General features: G+C 34.0%; 16 protein-coding genes and 1 pseudogene. 14 read left to right on the top strand and 3 right to left on the bottom strand.

The genetic code is table 11. The annotated features are described in order from the left end of the window. Nucleotides 1-78: 78 nt before the first annotated feature. From DW196_RS01815 to DW196_RS01780, 9 genes and pseudogenes are all read left to right on the top strand, one after another. Nucleotides 79-1,620, top strand: a complete 1,542-nt coding sequence (locus tag DW196_RS01815; protein WP_233541899.1) for an ABC-F family ATP-binding cassette domain-containing protein — start codon at nt 79-81, stop codon at nt 1,618-1,620. A 282-nt stretch (nt 1,621-1,902) separates the two neighbouring features. Continuing rightward, entirely contained in the window at nt 1,903-2,727 is an 825-nt protein-coding gene (locus DW196_RS01810) for a phosphate acyltransferase (RefSeq protein ID WP_118249729.1), read from the top strand. 15 nt (nt 2,728-2,742) lie between these two features. Next, a complete protein-coding gene (gene buk / locus DW196_RS01805) occupies nt 2,743-3,813 on the top strand; it encodes a butyrate kinase (protein ID WP_118249728.1) in 1,071 nt (356 codons plus the stop codon). 21 nt (nt 3,814-3,834) lie between these two features. Next, entirely contained in the window at nt 3,835-5,247 is a 1,413-nt protein-coding gene (gene lpdA, locus DW196_RS01800) for a dihydrolipoyl dehydrogenase (RefSeq protein WP_118249727.1), read from the top strand. An 18-nt stretch (nt 5,248-5,265) separates the two neighbouring features. Beyond that, complete coding sequence (locus DW196_RS01795; RefSeq protein WP_118249726.1) at nt 5,266-6,252, top strand: thiamine pyrophosphate-dependent dehydrogenase E1 component subunit alpha; 987 nt, start codon at nt 5,266-5,268, stop codon at nt 6,250-6,252. A gap of 29 nt (nt 6,253-6,281) precedes the next feature. Beyond that, nucleotides 6,282-7,268 (top strand): alpha-ketoacid dehydrogenase subunit beta, encoded by a 987-nt coding sequence (locus tag DW196_RS01790; RefSeq protein WP_071457830.1) that lies wholly within the window; start codon nt 6,282-6,284, stop codon nt 7,266-7,268. A gap of 21 nt (nt 7,269-7,289) precedes the next feature. Further along, a pseudogene (locus DW196_RS11735) lies at nt 7,290-7,752 on the top strand (biotin/lipoyl-containing protein); the annotation flags it as partial. Further along, nucleotides 7,746-8,570 carry a dihydrolipoamide acetyltransferase family protein gene (locus DW196_RS11730; RefSeq protein WP_370447140.1) on the top strand — a complete coding sequence of 275 codons (825 nt, stop codon included), beginning with the start codon at nt 7,746-7,748 and terminating at the stop codon, nt 8,568-8,570. The pseudogene DW196_RS11735 and the gene DW196_RS11730, both read left to right, overlap by 7 nt. 137 nt (nt 8,571-8,707) lie before the next feature. Beyond that, complete coding sequence (locus DW196_RS01780; RefSeq protein WP_071456739.1) at nt 8,708-9,757, top strand: PTS sugar transporter subunit IIC; 1,050 nt, start codon at nt 8,708-8,710, stop codon at nt 9,755-9,757. Here the strand turns inward: DW196_RS01780 and DW196_RS01775 are convergent. Continuing rightward, a complete protein-coding gene (locus DW196_RS01775; RefSeq protein ID WP_118249724.1) occupies nt 9,754-10,644 on the bottom strand; it encodes a LysR family transcriptional regulator in 891 nt (296 codons plus the stop codon). The two genes, DW196_RS01780 and DW196_RS01775, sit on opposite strands and share 4 nt — an antisense overlap. A gap of 153 nt (nt 10,645-10,797) precedes the next feature. Here DW196_RS01775 and DW196_RS01770 point away from each other — a divergent pair, with 153 nt between their 5' ends. Further along, complete coding sequence (locus DW196_RS01770; protein ID WP_118249723.1) at nt 10,798-11,739, top strand: 2-dehydropantoate 2-reductase; 942 nt, start codon at nt 10,798-10,800, stop codon at nt 11,737-11,739. Nucleotides 11,740-11,886: 147 nt separating this feature from the next. On the opposite strand, the gene DW196_RS01765 is transcribed toward DW196_RS01770, so the two are convergent. After that, nucleotides 11,887-12,438: a GNAT family N-acetyltransferase gene (locus DW196_RS01765; protein ID WP_079348157.1), complete on the bottom strand. Its 552-nt coding sequence runs from the start codon at nt 12,436-12,438 to the stop codon at nt 11,887-11,889. A 321-nt stretch (nt 12,439-12,759) separates the two neighbouring features. Between DW196_RS01765 and DW196_RS01760 the strand changes: the two genes are divergently transcribed. From DW196_RS01760 to DW196_RS01750, 3 genes are all read left to right on the top strand, one after another. After that, nucleotides 12,760-15,078: a WxL domain-containing protein gene (locus tag DW196_RS01760; protein ID WP_118249722.1), complete on the top strand. Its 2,319-nt coding sequence runs from the start codon at nt 12,760-12,762 to the stop codon at nt 15,076-15,078. A gap of 72 nt (nt 15,079-15,150) precedes the next feature. Further along, nucleotides 15,151-16,209 (top strand): DUF916 and DUF3324 domain-containing protein, encoded by a 1,059-nt coding sequence (locus DW196_RS01755; RefSeq protein WP_118249721.1) that lies wholly within the window; start codon nt 15,151-15,153, stop codon nt 16,207-16,209. Between the two features lie 78 nt (nt 16,210-16,287). Further along, complete coding sequence (locus DW196_RS01750) at nt 16,288-16,650, top strand: TIGR02328 family protein (RefSeq protein ID WP_118249720.1); 363 nt, start codon at nt 16,288-16,290, stop codon at nt 16,648-16,650. 37 nt (nt 16,651-16,687) lie between these two features. On the opposite strand, the gene DW196_RS01745 is transcribed toward DW196_RS01750, so the two are convergent. Then, entirely contained in the window at nt 16,688-17,839 is a 1,152-nt protein-coding gene (locus tag DW196_RS01745) for an FtsW/RodA/SpoVE family cell cycle protein (RefSeq protein ID WP_071456746.1), read from the bottom strand. A 247-nt stretch (nt 17,840-18,086) separates the two neighbouring features. Here DW196_RS01745 and trxB point away from each other — a divergent pair, with 247 nt between their 5' ends. Then, nucleotides 18,087-19,004 carry a thioredoxin-disulfide reductase gene (gene trxB, locus DW196_RS01740; RefSeq protein ID WP_118249719.1) on the top strand — a complete coding sequence of 306 codons (918 nt, stop codon included), beginning with the start codon at nt 18,087-18,089 and terminating at the stop codon, nt 19,002-19,004. Nucleotides 19,005-19,194 lie beyond the last annotated feature (190 nt).

Genomic DNA, 19,194 nt, shown 5'->3' with positions numbered 1-19,194 from the left:
GTTAAGTTGAAAACAATTGATTGATTTTTCAATTGTTTTCTTTTTTTATGATGATTTTAGTAAAAAGGAGAGTCAAAAGTGAGTATTTTAGAGATTGATGACTTAAAGTATGAATTACCAGATAAGATGCTTTATGAAAATGGATCACTTCGTTTAAATAAGGGTGAACATCTTGGTTTAACAGGAAAAAATGGGGCAGGAAAATCAACTTTATTAAAAATAATTCAAGGTGAGATTATGCCTGATGAAGGTCGAATTGTTTGGCAAAATAATATGACGATTTCCTATTTGGAGCAACAATTAACCTATAGTGAAGGTGACACAATGTTTGATTATTTAAAGCAAGCATTTAGTCATTTATATAAAATGAGTGATGAAATCCAACAGATGTATGAAGAGTATGCCACAACGTATGATGATGAGTTACTTGAAATAATTGGGAAAAAACAAGAAAAACTTGAAGCCAGTGACTTTTATTCAATAGAAACACAAATCGAACAAGTTGCAAATGGACTAGGATTGACTGCAATTGGTTTAGATAAAGAAGTGGCTAAGTTAAGTGGTGGGCAACGTTCGAAAGTCAGTTTGGCAAAATTATTACTAGAAAAAGCAGACGTCTTTTTACTAGATGAGCCGACAAACTACCTAGATGTTTCACATATTGACTGGCTATCAGATTATTTAAATCAATTAGATAGTACCTATATCGTGATTTCTCATGATAGAGACTTTTTAAATAAAGTAACGACATGTATTTGTGATATTGATTACCATACGTTGACAAAATACAATGGTAATCTAGAAGCTGCGATGAAACAAAAACAAGCAAAAGCAGAACAACATCAAAGAGATTATGAAAAACAACAAAAAGAAATTGATAAATTGGAAGCTTATGTAAGAAAGTACAAAGCCGGAAGTCGTTCGAATATGGCAAAAAGTCGTGAGAAACAATTAAATAAAATTGATAGACTAGCTGCGCCACCAAGTGGTAAACCAGGTAAATTTGAATTTCCGTATGAAATGAGTCATAGTCATTTAGTTCTTGAAACAAATGATTTATCAGTAGGATATGAGTTTCCTTTATTAGAAGACATTAATTTCAGACTTCATAAGGGTGAGAAAATTGCGATTAAAGGATTTAATGGGATTGGTAAATCAACCTTATTAAAAACGTTAATCGGTGAGATAGATAAGCTATCGGGAACGATTGAAATTAGTCGTGACGTGAAGATTAATTACTTTTCACAAGATTTAAATTGGGAACACCCAAACCAGTCAGCAATTGATTGGTTACAAGTTGTTCATCCAAAACTATCTAATAAAGAAGTGCGTCGTGTTCTTTCTAAAAGTGGCATTAATGATGATAATATGAGTAAACCGTTATCCCAACTTAGTGGGGGAGAGCAGTGTAAAGTGAAATTGTGTCACTTGACTTTAATTAAGAGTAACTTATTAGTACTTGACGAACCAACAAACCATTTGGATCAACAAAGCAAAGATGCATTAAAAGAAACACTGAATCAATTTGAAGGAACTGTGTTACTTGTTTCTCACGAAATGGACTTTTTAGAAGATTTAGTAGATCAAGTTTATGATGTTGCGTTAGGAAAAATGATTTAAAAAGGAAGGCTTCGAGAAATCGAGGTCTTTTTTTATGCACAAAATTGTATTTTTTACTAATATTTGTACGGTTTTTGTTTTATCCAAGTGAAATAATTAATTAACAATACATTAAAATACGGTTAGTGTTTGAAATAACTAGTTTATAAACGTTGTATTAACAAAGTTTATAGAACCTATAAATAAAACCAATAGTAAGATAAAAAACAACAAATTGTATGCGTTTACATTAGTTGGTACAGTATGAGTGTAGTCACAAAGAAATAAATGAGGTGAATAAAAATGATAACAGTATCAATCGCCGGTGGTTCCCAACCAGAGATTTTAACGTTGGTAAACGAAGCGAAAAATCGTTTTAAAGAAAGTCTGAATTTTGTTGTGTTTGACCAAACAGAAGATATAGGAAATTCAGATACGTGGGAATATGTCCACTGTAAAGACGAGGCTGAAATAGTTCAAAAGGCAGTGCAATATGTAGCTGATGGACATGCTCAAATTCTCCTCAAAGGTATTATTCAAACACATACATTATTAAAAGAATTACTAAAAAAAGAGTATGGCTTAAAAACGCAATCTGTTTTATCACACGTTGCCATGGTAACAGTTCCTTCCAAAGATAAAATATTTCTGTTAACTGATTGTGCGATGAATATCACGCCAGACACTCAAACAATGATTGAAATTGTTGAAAATGTGAAATCTGTTGCACACAAAATCGGATTAGATCATCCGAAAATCGCGTTACTAAGTGCGGCGGAAAATTACAATCCAAAAATGCCATCATCGGTATTAGCGACTGAAGTAACTGAAGCATTTAAAGACGAAAAAAATGCCGCAATATTTGGACCAATTTCATTTGACTTAGCCATATCTAAAGAAGCAGTTGAACACAAACGATTCGTTGGACCAATTATGGGGGATGCGGATGTATTGGTTGTGCCACAAATAGATACAGGAAATAGTTTGTATAAATCACTCACACTATTTGCTGATGCTACAGTCGGTGGAACAATCGTCGGGACAAAAGTTCCAGTGGTATTGACTTCAAGAAGTGATACAACGGCAAGTAAACTTGATTCTTTAGAGTTTGCCATGAAACAAATTTAGAAAAGAGGTTTTTTGATGGAACATATATTAGTTATTAATCCTGGATCGACATCGACTAAGTTAGCTATTTTTTCAAATCATGAACAAATTGCAGAAGAAACGATTCGTCATACAGTCGAAGAAATTTCGCAGTTTGAAAATGTGATTAGTCAAACGGATTTTAGAGCAGAATTAATAAAAGAATTTATCACAAAACAACAAGTAGAAGACAGTTTAGTTGCTGTCGTTGGTCGTGGTGGGTTATTAAAACCAATACCAGGTGGCACGTATAAAGTAAACGAGGCTCTATTAAGTGACTTGATAGCTGAAAAATATAACACACATGCCTCTAACTTAGGGGCTATCTTAGCCAATGAGTTTGCAAAAGAATACGACATTCCAGCATTTATCGTAGACCCAGTAGTAGTCGACGAAATGGAACCGATTGCAAAGGTGTCAGGACTAAAAGGAATTAATCGTAGAAGTGTTACACATGCCCTAAATCAAAAAGCTGTTGCTCGTGTGACAGCAGAAGAATTAGGTAAAGAATATGAAACTTCATCTATGATTGTCGCTCATTTAGGCGGTGGGATTAGTGTTGGTGCTCATAAAAATGGGAAGATGATTGATGCTGTAAACGGCTTAGATGGTGAAGGTCCTTTTTCACCAGAAAGAAGTGGGGAATTACCACTAGTTGATTTTGCCAATCTGATTGTTGAAGAAAATCTAACATTAGCTGATGTGAAAAAAATGATAGCAGGTAACAGTGGGCTGAAATCATATCTTGGGGAAACTGATTTAAGAGAAGTCGAAAAACGTATTAAAGCTGGCGATACTGAAGCAGCATTTTACGAAGAAGCCATGTCTTATCAAGTAGCTAAAAGTATTGCGGAAATGTCTGTTGTACTAAAAGGTGAAGTAGATAGCATCATCTTAACAGGCGGTGCCGTTTATTCAGACTCAATTCGTAAGCAAATTACTTCTCGTGTTGAATGGATTGCACCAGTTAAAGCTTTCCCAGGTGAGATGGAAATGCAAGCTCTATATGAAGGAGCATGGCGTGTACTAAAAGGAAAAGAAGAAGCAAAAGACTACGCTTTAGTGTAACAAATAGAAGGAGTGAAAAAGATGGCAGAACAAACAGACTTACTAATTTTAGGTGGCGGAACTGGTGGTTACGTTGCAGCAATTAGAGCAGCACAAAAAGGGTTGGATGTCACGATTGTTGAAAAAAGTAAATTAGGTGGAACATGTCTACATAAAGGATGTATCCCAACAAAAGCATTATTAAGAAGTGCAGAAGTATTTGACACAATCAAAGATGCACAGGAGTTTGGTATTGAGAATGTAAAAGACTTTTCTGTCGACTTTAAAAAAGTACAAGAAAGAAAACAAGGAATCATTAATCAACTTCATCAAGGTGTCGAAGGATTAATGAAAAAAAATAAAATCCGAGTTCTTGAAGGTGAAGGGGCAATTTTAGGGCCATCTATCTTCTCACCAGTTTCTGGAGCGGTTGCTGTGACATTTCATGATAAATCAAAAGAAGAAGAAATCATCGTCCCTAAAAATGTCATTATCGCGACAGGTTCATCACCGAAAACTTTACCTAATTTGCCATTAGATGAAGAATTCATTCTTTCATCAGACGGAATGTTAGAAATTGAAACATTGCCTAAATCAATTGCGATTGTTGGTGGTGGTGTGATTGGTGTTGAATGGGCGTCTCTATTAAATAGTTTAGGCGTTGAAGTAACCATTATTGAATTCTTAGATCGCTTGTTAATTAATGAAAGCCCAACCATTTCAAAAGAATTGAAGAAAAGTCTAGAAAAACGTGGTATTAAAGTACTTCTAAGTAGCAAAGTATCTAAAGCAGACATCAAAGGTAAAGAAGTTGTGGTCGATATAGAAGGCCAAGATAGTTTAACAGTTGACAAAGTCATGGTTGCTATCGGACGCAAGCCGAATGTAAATGGTATTGGCTTACAAAACACATCAGTTAAGTTTGATGATAAAGGCATTCAAGTGAATGAGTTCTACCAAACAACTGAAGATCATATTTACGCAGTAGGAGATTGTATTGATACACTTCAATTAGCACACGTTGCAATGAAAGAAGGAGAAATTGCAGTTAGTCACCTTCTAGAAGAAGACGTTGACACAATCAACTACACAAATGTTCCACGTTGTGTTTATACAAATCCAGAAATCGCAAGTGTTGGGTACTCAAAAGATAATGTCCCAGAAGGTGTGAAAGCAAAAGTTGGAACATTTAGTTTTGCTGGAAACGGAAAAGCACTTGTTTATGGTGGTGAAGGTGGATTTGTTGAAGTTATAAGAGATGAAGAAACGGATGATTTATTAGGTGTATCCATTATTGGTCCACATGCAACAGATTTAATTTCTGAAGCAAGTACTTCTATTTATTTGGATGCAACACCAATTGAATTAGGGGAGGCGATTCATCCACATCCAACATTGTCAGAAGCAATTCAAGAAGCAGCACTCGATACATATAAAAAAGCAATTCATAAATAAAGGAAAGGTTGATGAAAAATGAAAACGTTAAAAAAATCAGGTTTAAGTAAAGAAGAAATGATACAAGCTTATTACGAGGTTAAAAGAGGTCGTCGTTTAGATGAACGTTTATGGCAATTAACTCGTATTGGTAAAACGTCATTTAACATTTCAGGACAAGGAGCAGAAGTTGCTCAAGTTGCAATGGCTATGGCTTTTGAACATGATAAAGATATTTTCTTACCATATTACCGTGATATGACTGCTTGTTTAGTATGGGGGATGACTTCTAAAGACATTATCTTAGGTTCATTTGGTAAAGATGCAGACCCTTCTTCACATGGTCGTCAAATGCCTAACCACTATGGTTCAAAAGAACATAACATTGTGTCATTTGCTTCTACTGTAAGTACACAAATGCCTTTAGCAACTGGTGTAGCATATGCAGCGCAATTAGAAGGAAAAGACTATATTGCTTTAACAACAACAGGGGAAGGGTCAGCTAACCAAGGTGAAGTACAAGAAGCAATGAACTTTGCTGGAGTTAAGAAATTACCAGTTATCTTCGTGGTAGAAAATAATAACTATGCGATTAGTGTTCCGATTGAAGAACAATATGCTAACGAGAACATGTCTGATCGTGCTCATGGCTATGGATTTGAAGGAATCACTGTTGATGGAAATGACTTTACAGAAGTTTACTTAACATTTAAAAAAGCAGTTAAAGATGCTCGTAGTGGTAAAGGTCCAAAATTAATCGAATTGAAAGTATACCGTTTAACTTCTCACTCTGCAGATGATGATCAAACGATTTACCGTTCTAAAGAAGACATCGAAAAAATGAAAGAAAGTGACCCAATTGATGTATTTGAAAAACAGTTAATCGACGAAGGTTACTTAACTCAAGCAGAGATGGATAAAATGGATGAAGAAATTCGCGCTGAAATCGACAAAGCAACTGACGAAGCAGAAGCAATGCCAGATCCAGCTCCAGAATCATTATTAGACGAAGTATACGCGAAATAATTTTAGGAAAAAGAGAGGAATGAATGACAATGGCTGAAATGACATATTTAGAGGCAATTAATTTAGGAATATCTGAAGAAATGGCTCGTGACGAAAAAGTTGTAATCTTTGGTGAAGACGTAGGTGGAGATAAAGGTGGCGTGTTTGGTGTAACAAAAGGTTTAGCAGCCAAATATGGAGATAACCGCTGTTTTAACACACCATTAACTGAAGGCTTGATTGGTGGATTAGCTGTTGGTTTAGGTGTTATGGGATACCGTGCAATTGGAGAATTCCAATTTGCTGACTACATTTTACCTGCTACAAACCAAATTTTATCTGAAGCAAGAACAATGCGTTACCGTACTAAAGGTGATTGGACAGCGCCAATTGTTTACCGTACGCCTTATGGTGGGGGAGTTCGTGGTGGATTATATCACTCTCAGTCAACTGAAAAAATCTTTGCAGGTCAACCAGGATTACGAGTGGTAACACCATCAAATCCATATGATGCAAAAGGAATGATTAAGGCTGCAATTCGTTCAGACGATCCAGTTATCTTCTACGAACACAAGCGTCTATATCGTTTGTTAAAAGCGGAAGTTCCAACTGATGATTATATTGTACCAATTGACAAAGCAAACGTTGTTCGTGAAGGTAGCGACATCACAGTAATTAGTTATGGAATGATGTTACAATACGCTATTTCTGCAGCTGAAAAACTTGCCAAAGAAGGCATTGATGCAGAAGTTGTTGATGTTCGCTCATTGTATCCGTTAGATAGAGAAACACTAGTTAATGCAGCTAAGAAAACTGGAAAAATTTTATTAGTAACAGAAGACAACAAAGAAGGAAGTATCATGAGTGAAATCGCAGCAATGATTTCTGAAGATGCGTTATTTGATTTAGATGCACCAATCAAACGTTTAGCTGGTCCTGATGCACCAAGTATGGGATACTCTTTAACATTAGAACGTGAATTCTTGGTAAATGAAGACCAAGTAATCGAAGCAATGATAGAATTGGCAGAGTATTAAAAATTTAGGAGGAAGTTAGTTATGGCTATTAAAGAAATTAAAATGCCCAATTTAGGGGAAAGTGTTACGGAAGCAAGTGTTGTTTCATGGATTGTTAAACCAGGTGACACAGTAAAAAGATATGACCCATTAATGGAAGTTGTATCAGACAAAGTAACGACTGAAATTCCTTCAGACTTTGCTGGTGTTGTGAAAGAAACATTAGTTGAATTAGATGTAGATGTTCCAATCGGTACCTCTTTAATGACGCTTGAAGTTGAAGGCGAAGATGATTCAACACAAGAAGTTGAAGAAGTGAAAGAGGAAGTAAAAGAAGAAGTAATCGCATCTTCACCTGAGCCAAAAGCGAAAAAATCTGTTAATAAAGCAGCAGGACGTTTCTCTCCGGCGGTGGTTCGTTTAGCGCAAGAAAAAGGCATTGATTTAAATGACGTTGAAGGTACTGGAAAAGATGGACGTATCACTCGTAAAGATATTATGAACTTTGATCCAGCTAAAGTAGTTAAATCAGAGCCAGTTGTTGAAGAAACAGTTATTAAAGTTGAAGAAACAACAACAGCACCAAAATCAGAAACAACAGCACCAGTTGCAACATCAACTGCTTCTCAAGACGTTGTACCGGCTGATGGTGTAAGAAAAGCAATCGCTAAGAAAATGGTACAAAGTGTTAATGAAATTCCTCATGCTTGGATCATGGTCGAAGCTGATGTAACAAATATTGTTAATTTACGTAACAAAACAAAAGATGAGTTCAAGAAAAATGAAGGGATGTCTTTAAGCTTCTTCCCATTCTTTGCTAAAGCTGTTGTACAAGCAATGAAGAAAAATCCAAAAATCAACACATCTTGGGATAATGGAAACATTGTTTACCATAAAGACATTAACTTATCAATTGCTGTGACAACTGACGAGCATTTATATGTTCCAGTAATTCACAATGCTGATAATTTATCTCTAGCTGGTATTGCCAAAGAAATTAACCGTCTAGCAACTGATGTAAGAGATGGCAAATTGCAAGGAAAAGATATGCAAGGTGGCACATTTACATTGAACAATACTGGTACTTTAGGATCAGTTCAATCAATGGGAATCATCAATCACCCACAAGCAGCTATCTTACAAGTTGAATCAATTAATAAACGTATTGTTCCAACTAAAGATGGTGGATTCAAAACAGCAGATATGGTTAACCTATGTCTGTCAATCGACCACAGAATTTTAGATGGACAACAAGCAGGTCAATTCTTAAGAGATGTGAAAGAAAACCTAGCTAACTTCTCATCTGCATCTGATATCTACTAAAAAACTATCATTATCTATTAAACTGTCATGTAAAGAATTAGATTTCTCAATTTACTTTGGGAAATCTCCTTCTTTCTTTAAGTAAGTGCAATCATTCTCAAACTAATTTAAAAATAATACTAATAGGAGTTTTTGATATGACAAAAACAGAAGAAACAAAATTAACCCCACGCCTATTTCTTAATAAGGTTTTAGCAGGTACAGCTCAAGGTACGATTATTGCCTTGATTCCAAACGCGGTATTAGGAGCAATTTTAAAATATTTCTCACAATATGACATTATACAAATGATTATCCATGCAGGACTTATTTTCCAATTAGCGACACCACTAATTATTGGGGCGTTAATTGCTCATCAATTTGGTCTTAGTCCGGCAAAAATGATGATAGCAGGTGGTGCAGCATTTGCTGGATCAGGTGTGATTAAATTTAATACTGAAGTGAGTTCGTATGTTGGAGCTGGAACAGGTGACATCATTAATATTATGATTACAGCTTCTGTTGCTGTTTTAATGATGCTATATATTGGAAGTAAATTTGGTTCTGTTGAAATTATTGCGATGCCTATTGTTGTAGGGATTGGTGCTGGTTTAATTGGTATGTTAACTTATCCATTCGTGACACAAATCACTGTAGCAATTGGAAAATTAATTAATAACTTTACTGATTTCCAACCAATCGTGATGAGTATTTTAATTGCGTGTTCTTTTGCGGCACTGATTATTTCACCAATCACAACAGTCGGAATTGGTTTAGCCATTGGATTAAACGGCGTATCAGCCGGTGCAGCCGCTATGGGAATAGCAGCTACAACGATTGTATTAGTTATCAATTCATGGAAGATTAATGAGTCAGGTGTGACATTAGCTATTGCATTAGGTGGAATGAAAATGATGATGCCTAACCTATTTAAATACCCAATCATATTAGTGCCAGTATTATTTACAGCGGTGATTTCAGCAATCCCAGTTGCATTATTAAATGTATCTGGTACACCACAATCAGCTGGTTTTGGTTTAGTTGGTCTTGTTGGACCATTAGCATCACTTGATTCAGGGTTAAACATATTCCTATTAATTATTTGCTGGTTCTTAGTTCCAATTGCTGCTGGATTGTTATCTAAATTTATCTTTGAAAAAGTTTTAAAACTTTATGATAGCAAAGTAGTCTTTGCTTACCAAGGTTAGTTTTGCTTAATTGCTTGTATGAAGTCTTCTATATCAGAAGTGATATTAAAGTCTTTTCTTAAAGCAATACCAATTGGAAAATGAGCATATCTATCTTTAAGAGGAATCCACTTAACATTGTCACTTTTTCCAACAATTTCATATTCAATTGGTAACAAGCAGATGGAGTCGTTTTTTTGCAAACTATGGATTAAAACTTGCAGATCATCATTTTGCAAAATAATGTTAGGTTCGTATCCAAAGAAACGACTTCTTTCTAGTAGTAAACGGCCAATCATATACTTCGTTGATAGAGATGAAAAACGTTGGCCTTTTAAGTCATTGAACGTCAATTCATGTTTCTTAGATAATGGATTATTTTCAGGAACAACGACATAAACGTTATAACCTTTTGTTGTTGTTTCTAATGGCTCTATATTTATTTGTTCTGGATGATTATTTGGAAAAGAGATTAAACCAATATCAATTTCCTTATTTTTAAGTTTAGTTTGTAATTCAGGTGATCCATCTTGAATGATATTTAAATCTATGTATGGATGCGTTTGCAAAAATGTTGAAATTTCTTTCATAAACTGTACAGAGAATAGGGTCGTTAAACCAATCTTGATTCGTTTTTGTTCAGTTCGATCATTCATTTGATGAATGTCTTCAATCAATTGGTCGAACTGTTCAACGATATCAACCCCTTTTTCATATAAGTAAGCCCCAGAAGTTGTTAATTGGAAGGGTTCATCAGTATGAACAAATAATGATGTATTTAATTCGCTTTCAAGTTTTTTTATAGAAAGTGACAAAGTTGGTTGTGTGACAAATAAGTTTCTTGCCGCACTTGATAAGTTACGGGTTTGTGTAATCTCAATAAAATACTTTAATTGTTGAATATTCATAGTTGGACCTCTTTTCAAAATAGTGTTCATATTATTAAGTATACGTTTATTATATTAAATAAATAATACAAAACAATACATTTGTAAACGATTTATACTTATAATAACATAAAGATTGAAAAATATTAATAAGAATAATTGGAGGAATTATAGATGAATATAGTTATTGCAGGTGCTGGAGCAATGGGAAGTCGTTTTGGTATTATGTTAAAACAGGCAGGAGAAAATGTGATCTTAGTTGACGGTTGGCAACAACACATTGACGAGATTAACCAAAATGGATTAAAAGCTAATTTTAATGGTCAAGATGTAACAGAATTCATTCCTGCATATAATCAAAATGATTTATCAGATGTTGATTTCTCAGCAGATTTAGTTATTTTATTTACAAAAGCAATGCAACTAGATAACATGCTTCAATCACTTGATAACATGTTAGGCAAAGATACAATTGTACTATGCTTATTAAATGGTGTCGGTCATGAAGATGTGATTAAAAAATATGTTGATTATGACAATATTCTACTAGGTAATACAATGTGGACAGCTGGAATGGAAGGTCCTGGTAAAGTGACTCTCTTTGGTAATGGAAGTGTTGACTTACAAAACTTAGGTGAAGGCAAAGAAGATGTGGCACAAAAAGTAGCTGATGTGTTAACGAATGCTGATTTAAATGCACGCGTATCTTCAGATATTCTAACGTCAATTTATCGTAAAGCTTGTGTGAATGGTACGATGAATGGTTTATGTACAATCCTTGACTCAAATATGGCAGACTTTGGTGATACATCAGTTGCTAAACCAATTGTACAAAAAATTGTATCTGAATTCTTAGCTGTAGCAAGAGCAGAAAATGTCTTTTTAGATGAAGAAGCAGTGATCGAACAAATCAATGGTTGTTTTAACAGAGAAACAATTGGATTGCATCACCCATCAATGTATCAAGATTTGATTATTAATAATCGTTTAACTGAAATTGATTACATCAATGGTGCGATTGTACGTAAAGGTAAAGAATACGGTATTCCAACCCCTTACTGTGAGTTTTTAACGCAATTAATTCACTCGAAAGAAGAAATCGTAGAAGCAAAATAAAATATAATGCATCCTAAACTTTTAGTATAATATAAAGGACTGATAAATCAGATTTTGATTCATCAGTCCTTTATCATCTCATAGAGCCATATAAATAATTCAGATTATATCTTGATGCGTGTTTATTTTAGCTTTATTAACAATATACTATTTTGTTTTAAAGTCTGATTTTAACAGACTGTATTTATTCATCGTCACAAATTTGTTTTGTCTAAATAGATCTTCTCGCTCAATACCATCTAAGTAAAATCCTACCTTTTTAGCAACTAAGTTACTTGCCGTATTTGTTTCCTCAGCAAGAATAATCAATTTGTTAAGTTTTAATTTATCGAATGCTAGTTGGCAAATTTTATTTACGCAGTCACTGGTAATATTATTTCTCGTGTAATCTTTATCTAACCAATAGCCAATTTCAGCTTTTTTATGTGTCATATCAATATTATGTAAATCAATACAACCGATTATTTTATCATTATCAGTTATAAAAAAGACATTTTCTTTTCCTTGTGCTTCCTGGGAAATAGATCGTTTTATAAAATTCTCGCTATCTTTTACTTCTTTAGTAAGACTAACAAAATCTAAAAATTCAGCTAAATGTTCACTATTTTTTTGAACTAAATTGAAAAATTCGTTAGACATATTGATTTCTGGTTTGACTAAACTAACTTTATGGTTAACAGGTAACTTGAAATATAGCATAGGCACCACGTCCTTTTCTTTTTTGTCATTATACCATAAGTTTTATTTAACAAATAAATAACTAGCTGATGATTTATAGAGATTAAATTCTTTATTATTTTATTAAGAAACTAATATATTAATAGTAAAAAAAAACTTAATTAACGAATGGTTTATCCTTGTAAAACGCTTATAAACAGATAGTTCGTTTTATAACTGAACGTTTTTAGGTATAAAAGCTAGTTTCGTTAAACTTTACATATATTTTACATAAACTTTACAAATGGAATTTATACTTTGATTAGTCAGTAAAATAACTGACAAAGAAAAGGAGAGAAAGAAATGAGAAAGTCTAGGTTCACTTCGCGTTTGTTACTAGTTCTAGCAAGCGCAATGTTTGTTTCTGTTTCAGTTGGAGCTGAAACAGCACTTGATAAAGCACCGGAGATAAACGCTTCAAGTGTGGCAATCAATCATAAGAAAGTGTTGTTTGATAACACACATGGTCAAACAGCAGGAGCGGCAGATTGGGTAATTGATGGTGCTTTTTCTGATTTTGCAAACGCTTTAGCAAATAAAGGGTGTTTTGTGAAAGAATTAAGAAAAACAACCCCTATTACTTTAGATGACTTAAAAGAATATGATGTCTTTGTTTTACCTGAAGCTAATATTCCTTATAAAGTTGGTGAACAACAAGCTATCGCAGATTACGTGAGCCAAGGCGGGGCAGTATTTTATATAGCTGATCACTATAACGCCGATCGAAATAAAAATCGTATTGATTCAAGTGAGGCTTTTAATGGTTATCGTCGTGGAGCATATCATGATATGACAAAAGACATGAGTGCAGAAGAAAAAAATTCTGACACAATGAAAGATGTTAAAAGTAGTGATTGGTTAAGTGATACGTTTGGTATTCGTTTTAGATATAATGCTTTAGATAATATAGATAACAACAAACAAGAGTGGATTATTGAAGAGGCATTTGGTATTACAAAAGATGTGAAAAAGGTTGGTTTGCATGCTGGAAGTACGCTAGCCATTACAGATAATACAAGAGCAAAAGGTTTAGTCTACCCACCAAAAGGCTTAACAAGTGCTCATAAATGGGGACACGCAGTTGACGATGGTGTTTATAATGGTGGTGGTATTGAAGAAGGTCCATATATTGCTATTAGTAAACGTGATAATGGTAAAGCGGCCTTTTTAGGCGATACATCATTAGTTGAAGATGCTTCTCCAAAATATTTAAGAGAAGAAAACGGTAAATCGAAAAAAACATATGATGGGTTTAAAGAAGCAGATGATGCCAAAGTTTTAATGCAGTTGGTTGATTGGTTAGCTGAAAAAGAAACATATAAAAACTTTACTCAAAGTGATATTGTTTTATCAGAAATGACTAAGATACATGACTATGAACAACCAGAAAAAACGACTGAACCCCAAAATGAACCATGGGCGGCTCCACAAGCTGGATATAAATGGTTTGATTCTTCGACGTTTGCACCTGGAAGTTTTGGTTCAGCTGATAAAGCACCAGCACAACCAAGAACAACCGTTGTCTTTACAGATAAACCTGTTGCTAATCAATTAAACAAAGCGACAATCACGATGGAAGGTTTAACACCAAATTCAGAAGTTAAAGATTATCAGTTTGGTGTTTATACACCAATAGCTCAGAATGGGTTTGAACTTGGAAATCAAGTAGCTAAAACAAAAATTGCTGACGGACAACTAAGTGAAAAAATTGGTTATTCTGATAAGTTCTCAGTGAAAGCTGATAGTAAAGGAACAGCAAGCGTTGAGGTTTCTTATTTTGTTGAATTTGACGGAGAGTATAATTTCCGAGTAAAACTTGGTAAAAACAATGTTCTAACTCAAAGTATCAGAATAGAAAAAGAGTCGGACACGCCACCAACGCCAGAAGATAAACCATCACTTGATTATAGTATTATTGGACAAATTACGTTCAATAAATCTGATGGTGTAGTGAAACCAGTTGACCCTGAAAATCCTAATGACACCTTAACACCAGTCAATCCTGATGGAACAGATACTAAATCAGGAACAGGTGGATTATTATCAATTGATTATGCATCTAATTTTTCTTTCGGTCAGCCAATGATTGAAACAACATTAAAAAATTACGGTGCATTTGCACAACGCTTTAAAAGTAGTGATGTATTAAGAGGTAATTACGTACAAGTCAGTGATAAACGTGGCACACAAGCTGGATGGGTGTTACAAATTGCACAGGATAATCAATTTAAATCATCTAGCAATGATGAATTAACGGGTGCAAAATTAGTACTTGGTAATGGAAATATCCAATCTCCAAATATGTTACAAGAAGGTTTTGATGTAAAAACAATGCCAGTACATACTGCATCATCTCTAAAAGCAACTGACTCCAGCTTAACAGGTGGGCTTGAATTAATTCCAGGGCAAAGTCATATCGTCTTAAAAGCTGATAAAGGTCAAGGTATGGGAACATGGGTACTTTCTTACGGACAGTCGAAAGATGGAAATATTGGGTTGTTAAACGATAACAAACCACATAAATCATCTGTTATCTTAAGTGTGCCAAGTACAGCTAATCCTAAAGAAGCGTTGTATGAATCAAGTATTACTTATAAATTATCAATGGTGCCAACACCATAATGATACTATAATTCGATGGAGTAAGATTATTCTTATTCCATCGAATTTAAGTTTATTGTAAGGAGAGTTTTAATGAAACATGTACTAAAAAAAATCTTTGTCTTGCTATTATTTTTTATGATTACGTTGTCTTTTTATGACACAACAGAGGCAAATCAGGTAGGGTTCTCCGTTGATCCAAAGTTTCCTTCCAATCAATTAGATAAAGATAGTGGGTATTTTCATATTCAGTTAAAACCAGGGAATAAACAGCAATTAAGTATCGAATTAAAAAATTACACTGACAAAGAAATTACTTTAAAAACAACAGTTGCAAGTGCCACTACTAATGTAAATGGAGTGGTTGACTATACACCAACTACTAACAAAACGGACAATAGTTTACCAGTTGATTTATCAAAGTTAATAAAAATTGATAAGGAGATTGTATTAGCAGCTAATGAAACAAAACAAGTACCTGTGTTTGTTTCAATGACCAATGAATTTGTTCCAGGTGTGATTGCTAGTGGGATTTCATTTGAAGAGATTAATTCAACCAATCAAAAATCATTGACAAACCAAACAACGGTGAATAATAAATTTTCGTATGTCTTAGCGTTGTTAATGCAACAAGAAGCAAGTTTGGATGTTCAACCTGAACTTAATCTTGGTAAAGTGATGGCAAAGGGTATAAATACCAAAACAAGTATTTCAGCCTATATTAGAAACGTTGCTCCTGCGTATTTGAATCAAGTGAAAATTGAAAGTACTCTAACAAAAAAAGGTGAGGACAAACCTTTTTATCAATACAAAAAAGAAAATATGCAACTTTCACCAAACTCAGTTTTTGAATTTCCAACATTTTTGAATGGTAAAAAACTAGAAAGTGGTGAGTATACGTATAAAGCAGTGATTTCAGGTGTGACGGCAGAATTAAACAATGAAGAAAGAGAAAAATTGACATGGGAATTAGAAGACGTGTTTCATGTTGAGAAAAAGCGAGCGAAAGAATTAAACGATCATGATTATCAAGTTGACACAACTAAAAAGACATCAACAAAATGGTTAATGTTAGCAATTGTTCTAAATATCGTTTTAATTACTTCTTTTGTTAGTTATATTTTCTTTAAAAAGAAAATATCGTCAAATTAGCATAAAATCGTTCTTATTTTTCCTTTTAATGTGGTAGGATACGTTAAAGACGATATAAAGTTTAAGAGGAGAAAAGAAATGAGATTATGGCATGAACGAATCATTCCCAAATTGCCAAGACAACAATTATTAGGGCAACATAGAGAGTGTTGTGCGTTAAGAGGAAAAGGATGGGGAAAACCTCATTCGACTGTTAACTATGTTTTTGATTATTCACCTTATAAATTGTTTCAATATCATTGGTTAATCATGGAAGAAATGAAACATCGAGGATACAAACCTGATGAAAGTTGGGAAAGCCCACTTTATCGCGGTAAATCAATAGAAGCATATACTTTTCTACCAGAAGTAGAGCTTGAAACGCCTATTTACCCGGAACACAACGAAGACTATTTGAAAGAATGTCTTGATAATCTGGCACAAAAAGATGTTTATCTATAAAAAAGAATCGACTAAGATTTTTCTTAGTTGATTCTTTTTATTGTTTTGAGTCCATTCCAAATATCAGACCTAAAGCTAACATGGTTGATACAAGAGCAGTTCCACCTTGACTTAAAAACGGTAGAGGAATACCTGTTAATGGAAGTAATCCAATTGATGCTCCAATGTTCTCAACAGTTTGAAAAACTAACATGAATACTATGCCGACGCATATGTAAATATTAAAGGTTGAGTTACTTCGAATACCTGTATAGAAAATTTGGAAAAATAGATAGAAGTACAATAGTATTACTGCGGTTGCACCGACAAATCCGTATGCCTCTCCGATAAAGGTAAAGATCATATCAGATTCTCTAACGGGAACATAAACTTGTACCCCTGTCGTTCCAGTTCCAAACATCCCACCTGAGCCAATAGCAAGTAATCCTTGTACTTGTTGATACGCAATAGACGTTGCATACTCAAAAGGATCTACCCACGCTCTAATACGGTTTAATTGGTATTCTTTGAAATGCAGTGAAGATAGAATCGATTGTCCGAACTCAGTGAATACTAAAAAGATAAGTGTTCCACCTAGTAAAGCAGAAATCCCACCTAATACGGCGACAATACGCCAATTAATTCCAGATGCTATTATTAGTGCACCCAGAACGCAAATAAACACAAGACTTGTACCAAAATCTTTTTGGACAAACATTAAAAAGAAAAGGGGTAACGAATATAAAAAGAGTTTTTTTACCATATTAATATCGCTATGTAAGTCTTTAACAGGAACATTTTTATTATATTTTACCAACTCTTTTGACATAAACAGGATATAGGCTGTTTTAGCAATTTCTGATGGTTGGAATTGAAATCCGAAAATATCCAACCAACGTTTGGTGTTTGTTAACTCATACATATGTGGATCATAGAAAAAATACAGTGACCCCATCAATAGAAGAGAAAAAACATAAAACCAAGGGACGGCCTTCCAAATAAAGTCTCTCTTAATGTACTTAACGCTAAACATTAAAACAGTCCCTAATCCAACAAAGGTGAGCTGTTTAAGTGCTTGTTTTACCGGATTATTTTGATCATAGTACGCTACCCAATACTGAACCCAAATACTTAAAATAAGCATTAAAAAAATTGGCAGTAATAAGGCGTAATTAAAATTATTTTTTTGTTGATATTCTCGTCGCTTCATGCCATCATCTTGTCCTTTATTAAGTTATATTAATTTATGAAATGATTCATACTTGTAATAAGCTACCACTTTTGATTTGATTAGTATATAGTAAAAGTGAAATTAAATGAATTTTTAACTTTTTCATTGTTATTTGGTCGAAGTTGTTGATAAAAGTTCTTGTTATTTTAATAGTTAAGACGAATAAATAGACAACGAAAAAAGAAAAGGTTAAAGTATGAATAGAAAACGATAGGGGGTATTAATTATGTATGATGTAATTATTATTGGGGCTGGACCAGGAGGGATGACTTCTGCTTTGTATGCGTCACGTTCTGGATTGTCTGTTTTAGTCATAGAACGCGGAGCTCCTGGAGGACAATTAATGAATACTGATGAGGTTGAAAACTATCCGGGATTCAACTTGATATCAGGCCCAGATTTAGCATTAAAAATGTTTGAAAACTCGTCAAATTTTGGTGCAGAACATGTTTATGGTAATGTGGTAAATATTGAAAACAGTGGTGATGTAAAAAAAGTTGTGTGTGATGATGCAACTTATGAAGGTAAAACAGTGATTATCGCCTCAGGTAGTGAACATCGTAAAATCAATATTCCAGGAGAAGAAGAGTATTCAGGTCGTGGTGTTTCTTATTGTGCGGTTTGTGATGGGGCATTCTTTAGAGATCGTCATTTAGTGGTAATTGGCGGAGGAGATTCTGCAATTGAAGAAGGAATGTATTTAACACAATTTGCCAGTAAAGTAACAATTGTGCATAGAAGAGATAAATTAAGAGCACAGAAAATATTACAAGACCGCGCATTTAAAAATGAAAAAATTGAGTTTATGTGGAATAAAGTACCAATTGAAATTAATGGAAATGATACAAGTGTTCAATCAATCAAATTAGAAGACACTAAAACAGGTGAAGTAGAAGACTTGCTAGCAGATGGTGTGTTTATCTATATTGGTCTTGATCCATTAACGGACTTTGTTAAAGATTTAGGTATTACTACTGAACATGGATGGATTAAAACAGATGCCCATATGTCTACAGATATCCCTGGTATCTATGCTATTGGAGATGTTCGTGATACAGTTCTAAGACAAATAGCTACAGCTGTTGGTGATGGAAGTATCGCTGGTCAAGAAGTTTATAACTATTTAAGTAGTCTAGATGATTAAGTAATAGAATAAATAAGATTCCCTTTGATAGAAGTAAAAGTATCAAAGGGATTTTTTATCGTATATATTTCACTAGTTTTTTGTAATTTTCAAAACTTTTCATGAAAACGACTATAAACCGCTTGCAAAGTGAATAGTTTTCTGATAATCTATGTGTGACTTATAAAATGACAGTATTCTATTAAAGGAG

Origin of the sequence: Vagococcus sp. AM17-17, assembly GCF_003471765.1 — a bacterium.
Lineage (GTDB): Bacteria > Bacillota > Bacilli > Lactobacillales > Vagococcaceae > Vagococcus > Vagococcus teuberi.
The sequence above is the reverse complement of the archived record's forward strand: the minus strand, read 5'-3'. Positions and strand labels throughout refer to the sequence as shown.

What these genes read in the sequence shown, in the direction of transcription:
- DW196_RS01810 (WP_118249729.1), top strand. Translation starts at nt 1,903, where the DNA reads ATGATAACAGTATCAATCGCCGGTGGTTCCCAACCAGAGATTTTAACG.
- buk (WP_118249728.1), top strand. Translation starts at nt 2,743, where the DNA reads ATGGAACATATATTAGTTATTAATCCTGGATCGACATCGACTAAGTTA.
- lpdA (WP_118249727.1), top strand. Translation starts at nt 3,835, where the DNA reads ATGGCAGAACAAACAGACTTACTAATTTTAGGTGGCGGAACTGGTGGT.
- DW196_RS01795 (WP_118249726.1), top strand. Translation starts at nt 5,266, where the DNA reads ATGAAAACGTTAAAAAAATCAGGTTTAAGTAAAGAAGAAATGATACAA.
- DW196_RS01790 (WP_071457830.1), top strand. Translation starts at nt 6,282, where the DNA reads ATGGCTGAAATGACATATTTAGAGGCAATTAATTTAGGAATATCTGAA.
- DW196_RS11730 (WP_370447140.1), top strand. Translation starts at nt 7,746, where the DNA reads ATGAACTTTGATCCAGCTAAAGTAGTTAAATCAGAGCCAGTTGTTGAA.
- DW196_RS01780 (WP_071456739.1), top strand. Translation starts at nt 8,708, where the DNA reads ATGACAAAAACAGAAGAAACAAAATTAACCCCACGCCTATTTCTTAAT.
- DW196_RS01775 (WP_118249724.1), bottom strand. Translation starts at nt 10,644, where the DNA reads ATGAATATTCAACAATTAAAGTATTTTATTGAGATTACACAAACCCGT.
- DW196_RS01770 (WP_118249723.1), top strand. Translation starts at nt 10,798, where the DNA reads ATGAATATAGTTATTGCAGGTGCTGGAGCAATGGGAAGTCGTTTTGGT.
- DW196_RS01765 (WP_079348157.1), bottom strand. Translation starts at nt 12,438, where the DNA reads ATGCTATATTTCAAGTTACCTGTTAACCATAAAGTTAGTTTAGTCAAA.
- DW196_RS01760 (WP_118249722.1), top strand. Translation starts at nt 12,760, where the DNA reads ATGAGAAAGTCTAGGTTCACTTCGCGTTTGTTACTAGTTCTAGCAAGC.
- DW196_RS01755 (WP_118249721.1), top strand. Translation starts at nt 15,151, where the DNA reads ATGAAACATGTACTAAAAAAAATCTTTGTCTTGCTATTATTTTTTATG.
- DW196_RS01750 (WP_118249720.1), top strand. Translation starts at nt 16,288, where the DNA reads ATGAGATTATGGCATGAACGAATCATTCCCAAATTGCCAAGACAACAA.
- DW196_RS01745 (WP_071456746.1), bottom strand. Translation starts at nt 17,839, where the DNA reads ATGAAGCGACGAGAATATCAACAAAAAAATAATTTTAATTACGCCTTA.
- trxB (WP_118249719.1), top strand. Translation starts at nt 18,087, where the DNA reads ATGTATGATGTAATTATTATTGGGGCTGGACCAGGAGGGATGACTTCT.